Below are 16,897 nucleotides of genomic sequence, written 5' to 3'. Positions count from 1 at the left end.
AATCTAGGAGAGCAATGTCTCAGGCCCGCATCACCATCGACCGCGACTTCACGATCGCCGACGTCCCCCGGAGGCTCTTCGGGTCGTTCGTCGAGCACATGGGGCGCTGCGTCTACACCGGCATCTACGAGCCGGGGCACCCGCAGGCCGACGAGCGCGGCTTCCGGCAGGACGTGCTGGCGCTGGTGAAGGAGATGGGGCCGACCGTGGTCCGCTATCCCGGCGGCAACTTCGTCTCGGGCTACCGCTGGGAAGACGGCGTGGGCCCGGTCGAAGACCGGCCGGTGCGCATCGACGGCGCCTGGCACACGATCGAGACGAACGCGTTCGGCCTGCACGAGTTCATGGACTGGGCGAAGGAGGCGGATGTCGAGGTGATGGAGGCCGTCAACCTCGGCACCCGCGGCGTCGAGGAGGCGCGGGCACTCGTCGAGTACGCGAACCACCCCGGCGGCACGTACTGGTCGGACCTGCGGCGCAAGAACGGAGCCGAGCAGCCCTTCGACATCAAACTGTGGTGCCTGGGCAACGAGCTCGACGGCCCGTGGCAGATCGGCGGCAAGACCGCGACCGAGTACGGTCGGCTCGCCCAGGAGTCCGCCAAGGCGATGCGCCTGGTCGACCCCTCGATCGAGCTCGTCGCGGTCGGGTCGTCCGGGCGGACGATGCCGACGTTCGGCACCTGGGAGCACACGGTGCTCACGCGCGCCTACGACGAGGTCGACTTCATCTCGATGCACGCGTACTACCAGGAGCACGACGGCGACGCCGAGTCGTTCCTCGCCGAGTCCGTCGACATGGACGCGTTCATCGAGGGCGTCATCGCCACGATCGATGCCGTCAAGGCGTCCGGCAAGCACACGAAGCAGGTCGACATCTCGTTCGACGAGTGGAACGTGTGGGACCAGGTGAGGTACAACGACGTCGAGGCCGGCGAGATCGAGAAGGCGGGCTGGCGGCAGCATCCGCGGCTCATCGAAGACACCTACTCGGTGACGGATGCCGTCGTCGTCGGCACGCTGCTCAACAGCCTGCTGCGGCACGGCGACCGCGTGAAGATCGCCAACCAGGCACAGCTCGTGAACGTGATCGCCCCGATCCGCTCGGAGGAGAACGGTCCAGCCTGGCGGCAGACGAGCTTCTGGCCGTTCGAGCGGATGGCGCGGCTGGCCAAGGGCCGCATCCTGCGCCTCGCGGTCTCGGCTCCGCAGATCGAGACGAAGCGCTACGGCGGGGTCGACGCGGTCGACGCGGCGGCGACCTGGGACGAGGCGACCGGTCGTGTGGTCGTGTTCGTCGCGAACCGCTCCCTCGACGAGTCGAGTGACCTGACGATCGACCTGCACGGGCTCGGCGACCTGCGCGTGGTCACCGCCGAGACGCTGACGATTCCCGAGGGCGGCGACCGTCACACGTCGAACCTCGAGACCGCCCCCGACAGCGTGCACATGGTGCCGCTCGGCGCGGTCGAGGTCGTGGACGGCGCCGTGCGCGCGACCCTGCCACTGCTGTCGTGGTCGGTCATCGAACTCGACGCCGCTCGGGCCTGACGCCCCTTCGGGCTCAGCGGCCCCGGCGTCGCTGAGCCCGCGGGACGCACGCAGAATCTAGAATTTTACATGTCCCCCATTTGGCCTACAGACAAGCGCCCCGCGGCTCCGTAACGTGACGACCAGAAGAGTGTTCGCGAGTCCCGGGAGCTGAGAATCGATGCGAAATGCGGCGGCCGCACCCGGGGATATCGAGGACATCGAGTGAATTCCTCTCGACGCGGTAAGTCCGGCATGGTCGCAGCGATTGCGGGGGCGACGACCGTGCTCGTGATCGCACTGTTCTGCATGTATGCCGAGGCGTTTTCGTGGGCGACAAGCCGCGGGACACTTCTTGACTTCTCTCTCACTCCCGTGGCCTACCCCACGCCCATGGTGTCCTGGACGTTTGTCCTCGCAGAGGGACTCGCATGCGCCTCGTGCGCGATCTGGCTGGTGCGCGACACAGTGGCCGCGCACAGGCGTGCCCGGCTGAAATCAGCGATCGTGACAGGCGCGATCATCCTGCTTCTCGCGATCCTCTCCCAGGTCACGACCCCCGCTGGTTGGCCTCTAGATGCGCTCCCGGTCTGGCAGCGCGGCGGACACTTCATCGCAACCTCGAGCGCTTTCGTCATGTTCACAGCGTCCCTCTTCATGTGGAGCCTCTCAAAGACGCCGAGCAGGTCGCAGTCGAGCGAATCAGCCGAGGAACATCTTCTGGTTCGCGGGTGACGACCGAAAAGAACGCTTTTCGTCGTCATCATCATCACGCTCGCTTCAGGTGACGAAGCGACTAATGCAACCCAGATGGCCGCTGCAGGCTTCACGGCTGCCGGAATCGTCGTGACGACGATGTTCTCCATTGCGCTGGGCCGTGCGCAACGCCCCGACTAGGTCCCGCCTCGTGACCTTGTGAGTAGCCGTCAGGCCGCGACGTACTCCTGTCTCACGCGCCCTTCGGTCGCAAGCTCGATGTACCCGAAATCGCGGTCGGAGTTGAGGATCACGGCGTCGTTGACCTGCGCGTAGGCGGCGATGAGACAGTCGAACGCCGCGGCGGCGCGCACGAGTCCGCCGTCCCAGAGCGCCTGCTGGATGTCGAGAGCATGCCGTTCGTCCGGATGCTCCCACGCCGGCAGCAGACCCGCCATGTCCTCGCGCAGCTCTGCGTACTCGCGAGGATCCCGTGCCGAATGACAGTACTCGAGGACCTGCGGCGGACAGGTGATGATGAGATGGTTCGGGGAAAGCGACCGCAGCGTGTCAGCGATTCTCGTGCTGGTGCCGGCCTTCTGCCAGATGCTGTTGTCGACGAGATACGTCGTCACGCGGTCGCGCTCGCAGCCGGGGCGATCGTCGACGCATCGATCTGATCGGGCGTGAAGCGACGACCGATGATGCGCTCGACGGCTGCAGGCTGACGACGAACCGCGATGAGAGTGCGCAGCGCGAGGTCCACGGTTTCACGATTGGATGTCGTGCCCGCCAGCTCCTTCGCCTGCTTCAGCTCGTGAGGGTCGATGTCGATGGACGTGACGGTCATGATTCCTCCTTCGCGATGTTTATATAAGGCAGTATATACCGCGCGAGGGCAGGCGTCGTGGTCTCATCCCTCGGCATTGTGGAGGGCCGCGGTGGTCGCCCGCACCACCAGTCTCGTCGGCAGGGTCACATGCATCTCCTCCACGGGCTGCCCGGCGAGGAGGGCGAAGACCATCTCGGCCGCCACCGCACCCAGGCGACGCATCGGCTGCTGGATCGTGGTGAGCGGCAGGGCCCGGCGGGAGGCCTCCGGCACGTCGTCGAACCCGACCACCGAGAGGTCTTCCGGCACCCGCAGCCCCAGCTCGTGCGCGACCTCGATCACGGCGATGGCCGAGAGGTCGTTCGCGGCGAACACGGCCGTGGGCCGGGACGGCCCGGCCAGCAGGATTCGCGCCGAATCCCGCGTGGTCTCCAGCTCGTAGCGTCCGGAACGGATCAGGTCGGGATCCACCGGGATGCCGGCGTCGCTCAGTGCGCGTCGATACCCGGCATCGCGCAGGCCGGCTGACCGCAGGTCGGGGCGGCCGCCCAGAAAGCTGATGCGGCGGTGGCCGAGCTCGAGCAGGTGCCGGGTCGCCGTCAGCGCACCGCCGAAGCTGTCCGACTCGACCGTGGGCAGGTCGGCGCGGCCGGTGTGCGGGTCGATCGCGACGACAGGGATCTCAGTCGAGGCCCCGACGACCGTGGGGGTGACCATGATCGCAGCGTCGATGAGGGTGCCGGAGAGTCGACTGAGCGACCGCCGCTCCCACCCTTCGCCCTGGCCGTGCCGCGATCCGCTGTACGCCAGCAGGTCGAAGGCCGTGTCGTGCACGGCCGCACCGACGCCCTTGAGGATCTCGGCGCTGAACGGCTCGAAGTCGGCCAGGAGCACGCCGATCACCCCGGTGCGTCTGGCCCGCATGCTGCTCGCCACCAGGCTCGACTCGTAGCCGAGCTCCTGCACCACATCGAGCACGCGACGGACCGTCGCATCCGCGATGCCGTACCGCCCGTTGACTGCCTTCGAGACGGTCGACACCGAGACGCCCGCAGCCTTCGCGACGTCGTGGATCGTGGTTCTCCCGCTCATGATCGCCCAGCGTATCCGCCCGGCGGGCCTCGATGGAAACTGTTTTCGAAAACGTTTGACGGCCCTGGAGAACGACAGCAGACTGCAACGCGACGCGGTCACACCCCCTGCTGCCGCGGCGCCGCAGTGACGCGGCGCAACTCTCGATGAGGAGAAGCATCACATGAACAGCACACGGCGTTCCTTGATCTCCGCGGCGGCGATAGCCGCCGTCGGAACTCTCGCACTCAGCGGGTGCACGGCCAGCACCCCCGACGGCGGAGGCGGTGGCGATGCCGCCATGACCCTCTGGCACAACTCGACCACCGGTCCGGGCGTCGAGTTCTGGGAGCAGACCGTCGCCGACTTCGAGGAGGAGAATCCCGGGGTCACGATCGAGATCCAGTCCATCCAGAACGAAGACCTCGACGGCAAGCTCCAGACCGCCCTGAACTCCGGTGACGCTCCCGACATCTTCCTGCAGCGCGGCGGCGGCAAGATGGCCGCGATGGTGAAGGCCGGCCAGCTCAAGGACCTGACCGACTCGATCGAGGGCGGTGCCGCGGAGGAGATCTCCGACGCCGCCTACTCGGCCAGCAGCCTGGACGACAAGATCTACGCGATGCCCGTGGCCGTGCTCCCCGGCGGCCTGTTCTACAGCCAGGACCTGTTCGACGAGGCCGGCATCACCGAGAACCCGACCACGATGGACGAACTCGAGGCTGCGACCGAGAAGCTCAAGGCCGCCGGCATCGACCCGGTCGCCCTCGGCGCGAAGGATGCCTGGCCCGCGGCCCACTGGTATTACTGGCTCGCGCTGCGCGAGTGCAGTGCCGAGACGCTGGCGAAGGCCGCCGATGAGATGAACTTCGACGACGACTGCTGGGTGCGCGCGGGCGAAGACCTGCAGGCGTTCGCGGCGACCGAACCGTTCAACTCCGGCTTCCTCACCACCACGGCCCAGCAGGGTGCCGGCAGCTCGGCCGGACTCATCGCCAACCACCAGGCCGGCATGGAGCTGATGGGCGCGTGGAACCCCGGCGTGATCGGATCGCTGACGCCCGACCAGAAGCCGCTGCCCGACCTGTCGTGGTTCCCGTTCCCCGAGGTCGAGGGCGGCGACGGCGAGGCCGGCTCGATGATGGGCGGCGTCGACGGATACTCGTGCTCGGTCGATGCGCCCGACGCCTGCGTCGACTTCCTCAACTACCTCGGCACCTCCGACGTGCAGACCGCCTACTACAAGGCGTTCAACGCCCCGCCGGTGAACACCGTGGCGCAGGAGGCCGTGACCGAGCAGTACCTGAAGGACATCCTCGCGGCCTACAACGCGGCGCCGTACGCGACGCAGTGGCTCGACACGGTCTACGGACAGAACGTCGGCAACGCGCTCAACGTCGCGGTCGTCAACATGCTCGCCGGTCAGGGAACCCCGGAGGACATCGTCAAGGCCGTCCAGGATGCCGCAGCCAAGGCATAGGGCGGCTGCCCGGCTGGAAGTGATCCTTCTGGCCGGGCCCGCCCTCCTGGTCTTCCTCGCCTTCGTCATCTTCCCGGTGTTGATGGCGGGCTACTACGGCTTCTTCAGCTGGCAGGGCTACGGCCCGCCCACCGACTTCGTCGGGTTGAAGAACTATCTGACGATCCTGCAGGATCCGCTGTTCCACGACGCGCTGGCCCACAACGGGTTCATCCTCGTGTTCTCGCTCATCCTGCAGGGACCGGCGGCGATCCTCCTCGCGCTCCTGCTCAACCGGCGGATGCGCGGTCAGTCGCTGATCCGCGTGCTGATCTTCATCCCCTACGTGATCTCCGAGGTCGTGGTGGGCACGGGCTGGAGCCTGATGCTGCAGACCAGCGGCGCGTTCAACGATCTGCTGGAGAAGATGGGCCTGGGATTCCTCGCGAACGACTGGCTCTCGAATCCGGAGATCGCGATCTGGACGCTGATGGTGATCATCACCTGGAAGTACGTCGGGTTCGCGGTGATCCTCTTCCTCGCTGGGCTCCAGGGGATTCCCGAGGAGCTGCACGAGGCCGCCTCGATCGACGGCGCGTCCTACTGGCAGATCCAGTGGCGCATCACGCTGCCGCTGCTCGCGCCGACCCTGCGCATCTGGGCGTTCCTGTCGATCATCGGCTCGCTGCAGCTGTTCGACCTGGTCTACATCATCTGGGGGCAGTACATCGCCTCCACCGCCGGCACCTCGACCATGGCGACCTACATGGTCTCCGAGGGACGCAACGCCGGCAACTTCGGGTACGGCAACGCGGTCGCGGTCGTCCTGTTCCTGATCTCGCTCGTCGTCGCGCTGATCTACCAGCGCGCGGTGCTGCGACGCGACACGGACGGCGCCTTGACCGGCGCCCCTGCACGGAAGAAGAGGACCACGCGATGACCGCCACCTCGGTACTCGTCACCCAGCGGCCCGGTCGCGCCGGGCGCCCAGGTCGCACCCCGCGCCCGCGCCCGCCCTGGGCCAACCCGACCGTCTACTTCGTCGCGCTCATCGTCGTCGGGCTCATGCTCGCCCCGATCGCGTACATCATCATCGGCGGCTTCCGCACGAACGCGCAGATCACGACCGACCCCTCGGGCCTGCCGCAGCCATGGGTGTTCTCGAACTACCTCGACGTGATCACCGGCGGCGTGTTCTGGCGGCAGGTGCTCAACTCCACCATCGTCGCCCTCGCCACCACGATCGGCGTCGTCGCGCTCGGACTGATGGCCGCGTACGTGCTCGCCCGGTACCGGTTCGCCGGCCGGGGCGTCCTCTATGCGTTCTTCGCCGCCGGCCTCATGTTCCCGCTGACGGTCGCGATCACCCCGCTGTACATCGTCGTGCGCAGCCTCGGGCTGATGAACTCCCTCGGCGGGGTCATCCTGCCGCAGATCGCCTTCGCTCTGCCGACGACGATCATCATCCTGGTGCCGTTCCTGCGCGCCATCCCCGACGAGATCCAGGAGGCGGCGTTCATCGACGGATGCAGCCGGATCGGCTTCTTCTGGCGAATGGTGCTCCCGCTCTCGATCCCCGGCGTCATCACCACCGGCATCCTCGCGTTCATCGGCAGCTGGAACGGATACCTCCTCCCACTGTTCGTACTCAACGACGCGGCGGCGTTCACCCTCCCGCTCGGCGTGCAGTCGTTCGCGTCGCAGTATTCGGTCGACACCGCGAAGGTGCTGGCCTTCACGTCGCTGTCGATGATCCCCGCCCTGATCTTCTTCAGCCTGTTCGAGCGCCGCATCGTCGGCGGGCTGACCGGCGCGGTCAAGGGCTGACCATGTCGACGCACACCCCACAGAAAGAGACGCACGTGCTCGCTCCCACACCCCGCCCCCGATTCTCCGCGCGCGTCGAGGGCCTCCTCGAGCAGATGACGCTCGAGGAGAAGCAGGCGCAGCTCGTCGGCTTCTGGGTGGATCAGGGAGACGAGCTCGTCGCCCCGATGGCCGGCGAGAAGAAGACCTCGACCCGCTACGAGGATGCGACGGCGCACGGCATCGGCCACCTGACGCGTGTGTACGGCACACGCCCGGTCGACCCGATCGAGCGCGCGCACTGGCTGTGGGGCGAGCAGGCGCGGCTGCAGCGCGAGACCCGGCTCGGCATCCCCGCCCTGGTGCACGAGGAGTGCCTGACCGGACTGGCCGCCTGGCAGGCGGCGACCTTCCCGACGCCGCTGGCGTGGGGAGCATCCTTCGACGCGGAACTGGTCGAGCAGGTGGGGCAGGCGATCGGATCGTCGATGCGGGCGCTCGGCATCCACCAGGGGCTCGCCCCCGTGCTCGACGTCATCCGCGATCCACGGTGGGGTCGCGTCGACGAGTGCATCGCCGAGGACCCGCTGCTGGTGGGAACCGTCGGCACCGCCTATGTCCGCGGCATGCAGTCGGCGGGGGTGCACGCCACCCTCAAGCACTTCGTCGGCTACTCGGCGTCGACCGCGGGCCGCAACCACGCGCCGGTGCACGCCGGGCGCCGCGAGATCGAAGACGTGCTGCTCCCGCCGTTCGAGATGGCCGTGCGCGAGGGCGGGGTGCGCAGCGTGATGAACTCGTACACCGACATCGACGGGGTGCCGGTGGCCGCCGACCCGTACTACCTCGACGAGGTGCTGCGCGGACGCTGGGGGTTCGACGGGGTGGTCGTGTCGGACTACTTCGCCGTGGACTTCCTGCGGAGCATGCACCACGTGGCCGCCGACTCGGCGCAGGCCGCAGCTCTCGCGATCACCGCCGGGATCGACGTGGAGCTCCCCTCCCCCGACGCGTATACGACGCTCGCCGCGCAGGTGCGCGATGGATCGCTCGAGCAGAGCATCCTGGACCGGGCGGTCGGACGCGTGCTCGCGCAGAAGGAGGAGCTGGGGCTGCTGGATGCCGACTTCACGGTCGCTCCCGACGCGATCGACCTGGATTCCGCGGAGCATCGTGCACTCGCCCGCCGCCTCGCGGAGGAGTCGATCGTGCTGCTGAGCAACGACGGCGTGCTGCCGCTCGAGGCGTCGGGTGCGCCACGGATCGCGGTCATCGGACCGAACGCCGACAGCGCGGAGGCGCTCATGGGGTGCTACTCGTTCGTGAACCACGTGCTCGCGCACCACCCCGAGGTGCCCGCCGGCATCGCCCTGCCGAGCGTGCTCGACGGACTCCGGGCCGAGCTCCCCGCCGCGACCATCACGTCCGTCGCCGGCTGCGAGGTCGGGGGGGATGACCGCAGCGGATTCCCGAGCGCGATCGCCGCCGCCGACGACGCGGACCTGGCGATCGTCGTGGTCGGCGACCGGGCCGGCCTGTTCGGACGCGGCACGGTCGGCGAAGGCAACGACGTCGACTCCCTGGAACTCCCCGGCGTGCAGCGCGCGCTGGTCGAGGCCGTCGTTGCGACCGGCACTCCCGTGGTGGTCATCGCGCTCACCGGTCGGCCGTACGCGCTGGACTGGGCGCTACCGCACCGCGGGTCTCGGGCCGGGCTGACCGCCGGTCTCGGATCGGTGAACTCCCCCGCGGCCACCGGCGCCTCCACCGACGAGGAGCGTGTGCTCCCGGCGGCCGTGCTGCAGGCGTTCTTCCCCGGCGAAGAGGGTGGACCTGCCGTCGCCGCCGTGCTCAGCGGGGCCGTCTCCCCCTCCGGGCGACTGCCGGTGTCGCTCCCGCGCTCTGCCGGCGTGCAGCCGTACTCGTACCTGCATCCCGCGCTCGGCGGGCGCACGGATGTGTCGAGCGTCGATCCGTCGCCGGCGCGGCCGTTCGGGTTCGGCCTCGGCTACACGACCTTCACGCACGAGCAGCTGACGGCGGATGCGACGGTCAGTGCGGGCGAGGAGTTCCGGGCCTCTGTGCTCGTGCGCAACTCCGGCGCGCGGAAGGGAACCGACGTCGTGCAGCTGTACGGGCACGACGAGGTCGCCAGCGTGGCCCGCCCGGTCGCGCAGCTGATCGGGTTCCAGCGGGTGACGTTGGATGCGGGCGCGGAGCGTCGTGTGGAGTTCACTGTGCCGATCGACCGCCTCGCGTTCACGGGCGTCGACGGCGAGCGGAGGGTGGAACCGGGGCGGATCCGGTTGTGGGTCGGGGCGGCTTGCGACGACGAGGAGACCTCGACCGCGATCGAGATCGTCGGCTGAGCCGCCTCAGTACATCTCTCCGACGGGGACGGGCACCGGGAGCACGTTGCCCGGCTGCGCGAGAGGGCACGCCCACGCCGGGTCGTATGCGCAGGAAGGGTTGTAGGCGAAGTTGAAGTCGAGCACGATCGTGCCGCGCGCGGCGTCCGATCCCAGGTCGGCGCCCTTGATGGTGTCGATCAGGTAGCGGCCGCCGCCGTACGTTCCACCCTCGCGCCCGGCGAGCGCGTCGCGCACCGGGATGAACAGGCCGCCGCCGTAGGTGGTGAGCCGCCAGACGTCGAGCGATCCGGCATCGGGGATCTCGACCCGGCCGATGCGCTCGAACGGCACGACACCGTCGGTCCCGGTAGCGAAGTCGAAGCCCCCGGGATCGGCGGGCAGGATCGGCAGCTCGAAGCGCCAGCCCGGATCGTACGACGCGATGGGCAGTCCCTCGAACAGCGGCCGGTCCTCCGGCAGCAGCGGGGTCGCGGGGTGATGGAGCATCAGTTCGTCGCGCTCCATCCGCCACAGCTCGTGGGCGTCATCGGGAGAGTCGGCGAGACGCACGGCGTCGTACAGGGCGAAGACCCGGCGGCGCCAGTCGGCGACTTCGAGGGCGGTGCGGGCGCTCGTGCTGGTGCTCGTCATGCGTCCAGGCTACGGGCCGGGTTACGGATGCGAGGCGGATCCGGCGATCATCTCCGCGTAGCCCGCTTCGTAGGTGGGGTAGTCGAGGCGCCCGAGCAGCGACCGCAGCAGCGACCCGTCGTACACGAGTCCTCGCGGGCCGTCGGATGCCTCGTGCGGAGGCACCGCGACGCCCAGCTCCCCGGCGATGAACCGGACGACGTCGCTGAGAGGCGCGGGCCCCTCATCCACCGCGTGCACCAGCCGCGGCGGATCGTCGGTTCGCAGCAGCAGATCGAGCGTGCGCACGAGGTCGGTCTCGTGGATGCGGTTCGTGAGACGGGAGTGATCGACCGCCGCGCCCTCGCGGACCTTGCGCAGCAGGAACTCGCGACCGGGACCGTAGATCCCCGCCGGGCGCACGACCACCGCATCGAACAGCCCGGTCGCCGCCCGCTCGCCGTCACGGAGACCCCGCGAACGCGCCGTCTCGGCCGCGGGCTCGTCCTGCTCGGTGAGAGGACGGTCGGCTTTGAAGACGGTCCCCTCGAAGACACCGGTGGACGACACGAACACGGTGCTCGCGGGCATCGCCGGCAGGGCGTCCCGAAGGTGGGCGAGCGCCGTGCGGTAGGCGCCCTCTGAAGCGCCAGGCGGCAGTGTGATCACGACGGCATCGACCGCGGGCAGCGTCGTCGTGAGCGGCAGGGAGAGATCACCGCGGATGCCGACCACGCCGGCGGGCAGCTCCCCGTCACTCCGCCGCAGCGCGAAGACCTCACCGCCGTCGTTGAGAAGCCGGGGCGCGAGGCGCGCGCCGAGCTTGCCGAATCCGACCAGGAGTGTGCGCCGCGGCGCCGGGGTGGTGTCCATCGATCCCAGGCTCCCACAGGTCCAGGACACGCAGAAGCGCCGCACCCTCCGGAGAGGATGCGGCGCTCCGGCCATGCAGGGGAAGTTACTCCGCTGCGGCGATCTTCTTGGCGTCGTCCGTGTTGAGCACGCGGAACAGGATCGCGGCGATCACGGCGCCCACGACCGGGGCGACGATGTAGAGCCACAGCGAGCTCCAGTCGAAGTGACCGCTGACCGAGAGACCGAGCGCGACGGCCGGGTTGAAGCCGCCACCCGAGATCGAGCCGACCGTGGCCGCGCCGACGAAGACGGTCGCACCGATCGCGAGGCCGTAGAACGAGTTGCCGGCGGTGTCCTTGGAGGTGGCGGTGTTGAGCACGACCCACACGAGGATGAGCGTGAACAGCGCCTCGACGAGGAACGCCGGACCGACCTCGATGACCATCGCCTCTTCGCCGAACGGCCACACGGCCAGGCTGACGAGTGCGGCCACCGCGCCACCGACGAACTGGGCGATGAGGTAGGCGATGAAGTCGGCGACGCTGAGGCCGCCGCGCAGGAACACGCCGACCGAGACGGCCGGGTTGAGGTGGGCGCCCGAGATGTGCCCCGTGGAGAACACGAGCACCATCAGGGTGAAGCCGATCGCGAGGGGCGTCAGCGGGCTGTCGCTGTTCACCGCCGCGATGATCGCGAGAACGAAGAGGAAGGTGGCGACCGCTTCTGCGAGCGCCTTGCGTGCCGTACCAGTCATGAGAGAGCCCTTTGCTTGGGGATTCAGGAGAGGAGTAGGTCACCCGTCTGCCCGCGCACCCCGGCCGACGCACCCCTCGTGCGGCACCGACGCTATCGGTGCGTGCGACGGAATATCGGGATGCCGCGCGGTGATTCTGTGAATCCGCTGAGCGACGAGGCGCGCCCGCGATTGGCGGAACCAGCAGGTCGATGTCAACCCCGTGGCCCGCACTCCCCCCTCCCCCGTAGCGTGCGAGGATGACCACCGACACTGCCTCCGGCGCCGAGGCCCCCACGCGCCTGCGGCGAGCGATCACCGGCCCCCTGCTGTTCGCCTTCATCCTCGGAGATGTGCTGGGCGCGGGCATCTACGCGCTGATGGGCGTGCTCTCCGAGAAGGTCGGCGGCATGCTGTGGGCGCCGCTGCTCCTGGCGCTGTTGCTCGCCATGCTCACCGCCGGCTCGTACGCGGAGCTCGTGACCAAGTACCCTCGTGCTGGCGGTGCTGCGGTCTTCGCCGAGCGCGCGTTCCACAGCCCGCTGGTCTCCTTCCTCGTCGGCTTCAGCATGCTCGCGGCGGGAGTGACCAGCGCGGCGGGGCTCGCCATCGCGTTCGCCGGCGACTACCTCGGCACCTTCCTCGACCTGCCGACCATCCCGGTCGCCATCGCCTTCCTCGCCCTGGTCGGCCTGCTCAACGCCCGCGGCATCCGCGAGTCCCTGGGCGCCAATCTCGTGATGACCGCGATCGAGCTCAGCGGACTCGTGATCGTGATCGCCGTCGTCGCGATCTTCCTCGGCGGCGGAGGCGGCGACGTGTCCCGCGTGACCCAGGCTCCCGAGGGCACGAGCGTCGCCATGGCCGTGCTCTCCGGCGCCGTCATCGCGTACTACTCCTTCGTCGGCTTCGAGACGTCGGCCAACATGATCGAAGAGGTGAAGGATCCGCGGCGCACCTACCCGCGCGCCCTGTTCGGAGCGCTCATCACCGCCGGCGCGGTCTACGTCCTGGTCGGCCTCGCGAGCTCGATCGCCCTCCCGCCCGCCGAACTGCAGGAGTCGAGCGGACCGCTGCTCGCGGTGGTCGAGGCCACCGGCGTCAGCGTCCCCTCCTGGCTGTTCAGCCTCATCGCCCTCGTCGCGGTCGCGAACGGCGCCCTGCTGACGATGATCATGGTCAGCCGCCTGACCTACGGGATGGCCGAGCAGGGTCTGCTGCCCGGTGCGCTCGGTCGCGTGCTGCCGAAACGGAAGACCCCGTGGGTCGCGATCCTCACCACCACCCTCGTCGCGATGGGGCTGACGCTCGTCGGCGATCTGGCCACCCTGGCCGAGACTGTGGTCCTCCTGCTCCTGGTCGTCTTCCTCAGCGTGAACATCTCGGTGCTGGTCCTCCGGCGCGATCACGTCGAGAACGATCACTTCCGGGTGTGGACCTTCGTCCCCGTGCTCGGCATCGCCTCCTGCATCCTGCTGCTCACCCAGCAGCGCCCCGTCGTCTGGCTCTTCGGTGCGATCCTGCTCGCCGTCGGCGGCATCCTGTACCTGTTGGCCCGTTGGAGCCGGAAGCGCAGCGGTGGGGCGCCGCTCGGAACCGCCCTGAACCCAGACACCACGACCGACCCGAAGGAGAACCATGAGCACGCCTGAGAACAGCGCCGACGACATGACGAGCGCCGAGAAGCGCCACGATCAGCTCACCTCCGCACCGGATGCCACCGAGGCCGACGCCGCCCCGCGCATCGAGGTCAGCGAGCACGACGGCAACACCCGGATCGACATCGCCCCCGACGCTCCGGTGCGACCGGGCCCGGGACCGGGGGTCGACGTCGACGAGGACTGATCCGCGGTTCAGACGGCCGCGGTCGCGCCGATCCGCTCTCGCGTGCTCGTGACGGTCGCGAACCCCCGGGCCGAGAGGATGCTCTCGGTGCGGCGCATGATGTCGTCCCCCGAGACCGCGGCGAGCGCGCCGGCGGCGGGGATGGCGGAGGTGGTCGTCGCATCCGTGACGAACTCGACCTCGAAGCCGAGGTCGGCGGCGACGCGGGTGGTCGTCTCGCAGCACTGCTCCGTGCGGATGCCGCAGATCACGACGTGGCGGATGCCGGCGCTCCGCAGTCTCTCCTCGAGGTCGGTGGAGCCGAACGCGTTGACGGTCGTCTTCGTGAGGGCGTCCTCGGATTCCCGGGGCTCGAGCTCCTCGATCACGCGCACGAATCCGTTGGCGGGATCGAACACGCCCCCGGTGCCCGGTTCGGAGTGGGTGATCCACACGACCGGGTCGCCCACCTCGCGGGCGTGCGCCACGAGGAGAGCGATGTTGTCGAGCACCGCCGGATTCGCCGTGGCCGTCCAGTCGTCGGCGCGCTGGCGGAACGACTCCTGAGCGTCGACGATGAGCAGGGCGGTGTCGGAAGAAGTCGTCATGGACTCATCGTCGTCGCCGTCGTGGAGCCGGGCAAGATCCGATCCGGCCAACGTCCGTGCGGTTCCGGCCAGCGTCAGAGCCAACCCTTGCGCTTGAACACCGCGTACAGGCCGAAACCCAGCGCGACCATCATGGCGATCGCCATCGGATAGCCGAGCAGCCAGTGCAGTTCGGGCATGTGGTCGAAGTTCATGCCGTAGATCGTGCCGACCAGCGTCGGGGCGAACAGGATCGCCGCCCATCCGGAGATCTTCTTGACCTCGTCGTTCTGACGGATGCTGAGTTCCGTCATCCGTCGCATCTCCTCGTTCTGACGGCGGGCGACGATGGTCGACTCGACGGTGAGGGCGTTGTCGAGGACGGTGCGGAAGGTCGTCGCGCGGTCGCTCACCCGGAGCGTGTGGTCGAGCACGTCGCGCAGGTAGCGTCGCAGCTCTTCCTCCACCTGGTACTTGTCCGAGCCGCGCAGCAGCGCCTCCAGCATCCCGGAGAGCGGCTGCGTCGCACGCTGGAAGTCGATGACCTCCCTGCCGAGCTCGTAGATGCGCTGCGTGGCATCCGAGTCCTCTTCGAAGAGCTGGCTCTCGATCTCGTCGATGTCGTTCTCGAGCCCCGCGAGCACCGGCGCGTACTCGTCGACCACCTCGTCGAGGATGGCGTACAGCACGGCTTCGGGGCCATGGGCGAGCAGCGCGGGGTCGTTCTCCAGTCGATGCCGCACGCGTCCGAGGTCGGGCGATTCGGCATGCCGGATCGTCACGACGAAGTCGGGTCCGACCAGCACGTGCACCTCGCCGAACTCCACCTCCTCGGCCTCGTCGAGGTAGCGGGCCGGGCGCAGCACCATGAACAGCACGTCGCCGTAGCGTTCCAGCTTGGCGCGCTGGTGCCCCGAGAGCGCGTCCTCGACGACGAGGGCGTGGATGCCGAACTCGTCGGCGACCTCGCGGATCTCCTCCTCGCTGGGCCGGTACAGCCCGATCCAGCTCATGCCGCCGCGTTCCCGCATGCGCTCGAACGTCTCACTCAGGCTCTGCGGATTCTCGGTGCGCACACCGTCCACGTAGATCGCGTTGTCGATGATCGCCATCGTCGCCCTTCCCTTCCGCTCCGAGGTCGGGCGGGTGATCACTCCGCAGCGGGGGGCACGCAGACGAGCGCGGACTTCGTGATCGCCTGGTGGTACTGCTCCGCGGTGAAGGGGAGACCGAACTCCGGCGCGGTCTGACCCGACGCCGCGGGGGCCTTCGATGCGATGGCCGCGAGCTCCCACGACAGCTGCTGGGCGAATCGCGAGCCGCCGGTCGAGTCGTTCAGAACGACCGCGACGGTGAACCCGGTCGCCGGATCCGAGTAGGCCGAGGTCGCGTAGCCGGGAACCCAACCATGCTGACCGACCATCGACCCCGCGAGATAAGCGCCACCGGTGGCCTGATACCAGGACGGGCCCTTCTCGCTGACAGGGAGCGGTTCACCGAAACGGTCGGGCTTCTCCTTCGTGCGCAGCACCTGCTTCGCCTCCGCCTGGGCGTAACGGCCGAGGTCGGTGATGTTCGAGACCACGCCGGAGTCCGTGTAGCCGGAGCTGGCGGAGAGCGTGCTGATGTCGACCGGGGCGGCGCAGTTGAAACCGCCTTCGACGGCCGACATGTAGTGCCCCGTCAGCGGAGCGTCGCCCGGCGCGGACGGCGTCGATCCGGGAAGTGCCGTGGCGGAGAGCTCGAGCGGCTCCGTGACGTACTCGGCGATCAGTTCGGATGCCGACATCCCCGTGGCCCGCTCGAGCGCGAGGCCGAGCAGCAGGTATCCCGCATCGGAGTCGCGGTAGCTCGTCGCCGGTGCCACCCTCTCGCGCCCCAGCCCGTAGCCGGCGAGCTCCAGGGGAGCCCAGATCCGCTCCGGGGTGTTCAGCAGCGCGCCCTTGATGGTGGCCTCGGACGATCCGGCCCCGCTCGTACCGTTGCAGAGCTGGAGGAGGGTGACGTCGGTCATGTCGGCGACCCCGGAGACGTACTTGGTCACCTTTGCGTCGAGCTTGAGGGTCCCCTCGTCCGCAAGGGCGTAGAGCACATCGCACGTCATGAGCCGGGTCACGTCCGCGATGCGGAACGTCATGTCGGTGGACAGTTCGCCACCGTCACGGTTCTGCGTGCCCGATGCGGCGACCCAGCTGCCGCTCCACGGCACCCAGACACCCACGATCGCCCCGGAGGCGCCGGATGCGGTGATCGCGTTGTCGATCGCCGCCTGCATGGCCTCGACCGTCGCGTCGGGCAGATCAGCGTCGACCTGAGCCGGTGGAGTGTAGGTGAAGGAGCCTTCGGAGGAGCATCCGGTGAGGACGAGAGCGAGCACGGCCGCACTGGCCGCTGCGGCACGCCAACGGCGCGACGAGAGAAGCTGCATGTAGAACCCCCGAGGATGTGTCTCCCGAGTCTAGAACGCCGATCCTGAAAGACGGCATCGAGCCGAGCGTTCCCGGCGCGCGCGTAAGGTGAGAAT

The 16,897-nt window shown here is 68.8% G+C and carries 17 protein-coding genes; 8 read left to right on the top strand and 9 right to left on the bottom strand.

Translation table 11 applies throughout. From position 1 onward, the window contains the following. Positions 1–14: 14 nt before the first annotated feature. Together arfA and AC6CHX_RS08775 are read left to right on the top strand one after the other, a co-directional pair. Entirely contained in the window at positions 15–1,550 is a 1,536-nt protein-coding gene (gene arfA / locus AC6CHX_RS08780) for an arabinosylfuranosidase ArfA (RefSeq protein ID WP_498272484.1), read from the top strand. Between the two features lie 234 nt (positions 1,551–1,784). Then, a complete protein-coding gene (locus tag AC6CHX_RS08775) occupies positions 1,785–2,264 on the top strand; it encodes a hypothetical protein (RefSeq protein WP_498272483.1) in 480 nt (159 codons plus the stop codon). A gap of 191 nt (positions 2,265–2,455) precedes the next feature. On the opposite strand, the gene AC6CHX_RS08770 is transcribed toward AC6CHX_RS08775, so the two are convergent. The 3 genes from AC6CHX_RS08770 to AC6CHX_RS08760 all read right to left on the bottom strand — a co-directional run bounded on the left by AC6CHX_RS08770 (position 2,456) and on the right by AC6CHX_RS08760 (position 4,149). Then, a complete protein-coding gene (locus tag AC6CHX_RS08770) occupies positions 2,456–2,860 on the bottom strand; it encodes a PIN domain-containing protein (RefSeq protein WP_136040553.1) in 405 nt (134 codons plus the stop codon). Further along, on the bottom strand, positions 2,857–3,075 hold the full coding sequence (locus tag AC6CHX_RS08765) for a type II toxin-antitoxin system VapB family antitoxin (protein ID WP_498272482.1): 219 nt from the start codon (positions 3,073–3,075) through the stop codon (positions 2,857–2,859). Before AC6CHX_RS08765 ends, AC6CHX_RS08770 begins: the two co-directional genes overlap by 4 nt. A 63-nt stretch (positions 3,076–3,138) precedes the next feature. Further along, positions 3,139–4,149 carry a LacI family DNA-binding transcriptional regulator gene (locus tag AC6CHX_RS08760; protein ID WP_498272481.1) on the bottom strand — a complete coding sequence of 337 codons (1,011 nt, stop codon included), beginning with the start codon at positions 4,147–4,149 and terminating at the stop codon, positions 3,139–3,141. A 163-nt stretch (positions 4,150–4,312) separates the two neighbouring features. Here AC6CHX_RS08760 and AC6CHX_RS08755 point away from each other — a divergent pair, with 163 nt between their 5' ends. From AC6CHX_RS08755 to AC6CHX_RS08740, 4 genes are read left to right on the top strand one after another with little or no spacing between them, the layout of a single operon-like run. Continuing rightward, on the top strand, positions 4,313–5,608 hold the full coding sequence (locus tag AC6CHX_RS08755; protein WP_498272480.1) for an extracellular solute-binding protein: 1,296 nt from the start codon (positions 4,313–4,315) through the stop codon (positions 5,606–5,608). After that, positions 5,589–6,527 (top strand): carbohydrate ABC transporter permease, encoded by a 939-nt coding sequence (locus AC6CHX_RS08750; protein ID WP_240744958.1) that lies wholly within the window; start codon positions 5,589–5,591, stop codon positions 6,525–6,527. Before AC6CHX_RS08755 ends, AC6CHX_RS08750 begins: the two co-directional genes overlap by 20 nt. Then, positions 6,524–7,414 carry a carbohydrate ABC transporter permease gene (locus AC6CHX_RS08745; RefSeq protein ID WP_498272479.1) on the top strand — a complete coding sequence of 297 codons (891 nt, stop codon included), beginning with the start codon at positions 6,524–6,526 and terminating at the stop codon, positions 7,412–7,414. The genes AC6CHX_RS08750 and AC6CHX_RS08745 overlap by 4 nt, the downstream gene beginning before the upstream one ends. A gap of 2 nt (positions 7,415–7,416) precedes the next feature. Continuing rightward, a complete protein-coding gene (locus AC6CHX_RS08740) occupies positions 7,417–9,762 on the top strand; it encodes a beta-xylosidase/alpha-l-arabinosidase (RefSeq protein WP_498272478.1) in 2,346 nt (781 codons plus the stop codon). Positions 9,763–9,768: 6 nt separating this feature from the next. Here the strand turns inward: AC6CHX_RS08740 and AC6CHX_RS08735 are convergent, their stop codons facing one another. The 3 genes from AC6CHX_RS08735 to AC6CHX_RS08725 all read right to left on the bottom strand — a co-directional run bounded on the left by AC6CHX_RS08735 (position 9,769) and on the right by AC6CHX_RS08725 (position 11,983). Further along, on the bottom strand, positions 9,769–10,395 hold the full coding sequence (locus AC6CHX_RS08735) for a DUF1684 domain-containing protein (RefSeq protein ID WP_498272477.1): 627 nt from the start codon (positions 10,393–10,395) through the stop codon (positions 9,769–9,771). A gap of 21 nt (positions 10,396–10,416) precedes the next feature. Beyond that, positions 10,417–11,247, bottom strand: a complete 831-nt coding sequence (locus AC6CHX_RS08730) for a Rossmann-fold NAD(P)-binding domain-containing protein (protein WP_498272476.1) — start codon at positions 11,245–11,247, stop codon at positions 10,417–10,419. A gap of 85 nt (positions 11,248–11,332) precedes the next feature. After that, entirely contained in the window at positions 11,333–11,983 is a 651-nt protein-coding gene (locus AC6CHX_RS08725; RefSeq protein ID WP_498272475.1) for an MIP/aquaporin family protein, read from the bottom strand. Between the two features lie 239 nt (positions 11,984–12,222). Between AC6CHX_RS08725 and AC6CHX_RS08720 the strand changes: the two genes are divergently transcribed. Together AC6CHX_RS08720 and AC6CHX_RS08715 are read left to right on the top strand one after the other, a co-directional pair. Next, positions 12,223–13,614 carry an APC family permease gene (locus AC6CHX_RS08720; RefSeq protein WP_498272474.1) on the top strand — a complete coding sequence of 464 codons (1,392 nt, stop codon included), beginning with the start codon at positions 12,223–12,225 and terminating at the stop codon, positions 13,612–13,614. Beyond that, positions 13,601–13,807, top strand: a complete 207-nt coding sequence (locus AC6CHX_RS08715) for a multidrug transporter (protein WP_136040543.1) — start codon at positions 13,601–13,603, stop codon at positions 13,805–13,807. Before AC6CHX_RS08720 ends, AC6CHX_RS08715 begins: the two co-directional genes overlap by 14 nt. Positions 13,808–13,815: 8 nt before the next feature. On the opposite strand, the gene AC6CHX_RS08710 is transcribed toward AC6CHX_RS08715, so the two are convergent. The 3 genes from AC6CHX_RS08710 to AC6CHX_RS08700 form a co-directional block, all read right to left on the bottom strand. Beyond that, positions 13,816–14,394 carry an isochorismatase family protein gene (locus tag AC6CHX_RS08710; RefSeq protein WP_498272473.1) on the bottom strand — a complete coding sequence of 193 codons (579 nt, stop codon included), beginning with the start codon at positions 14,392–14,394 and terminating at the stop codon, positions 13,816–13,818. Between the two features lie 74 nt (positions 14,395–14,468). After that, a complete protein-coding gene (corA, locus tag AC6CHX_RS08705; RefSeq protein WP_452326325.1) occupies positions 14,469–15,485 on the bottom strand; it encodes a magnesium/cobalt transporter CorA in 1,017 nt (338 codons plus the stop codon). A gap of 38 nt (positions 15,486–15,523) precedes the next feature. Beyond that, positions 15,524–16,801 carry a serine hydrolase domain-containing protein gene (locus AC6CHX_RS08700; RefSeq protein WP_498272472.1) on the bottom strand — a complete coding sequence of 426 codons (1,278 nt, stop codon included), beginning with the start codon at positions 16,799–16,801 and terminating at the stop codon, positions 15,524–15,526. Positions 16,802–16,897: the final 96 nt, after the last annotated feature.

The organism is Microbacterium sp. GQ128 (assembly GCF_059758615.1).
The sequence above is the reverse complement of the archived record's forward strand: the minus strand, read 5'-3'. Positions and strand labels throughout refer to the sequence as shown.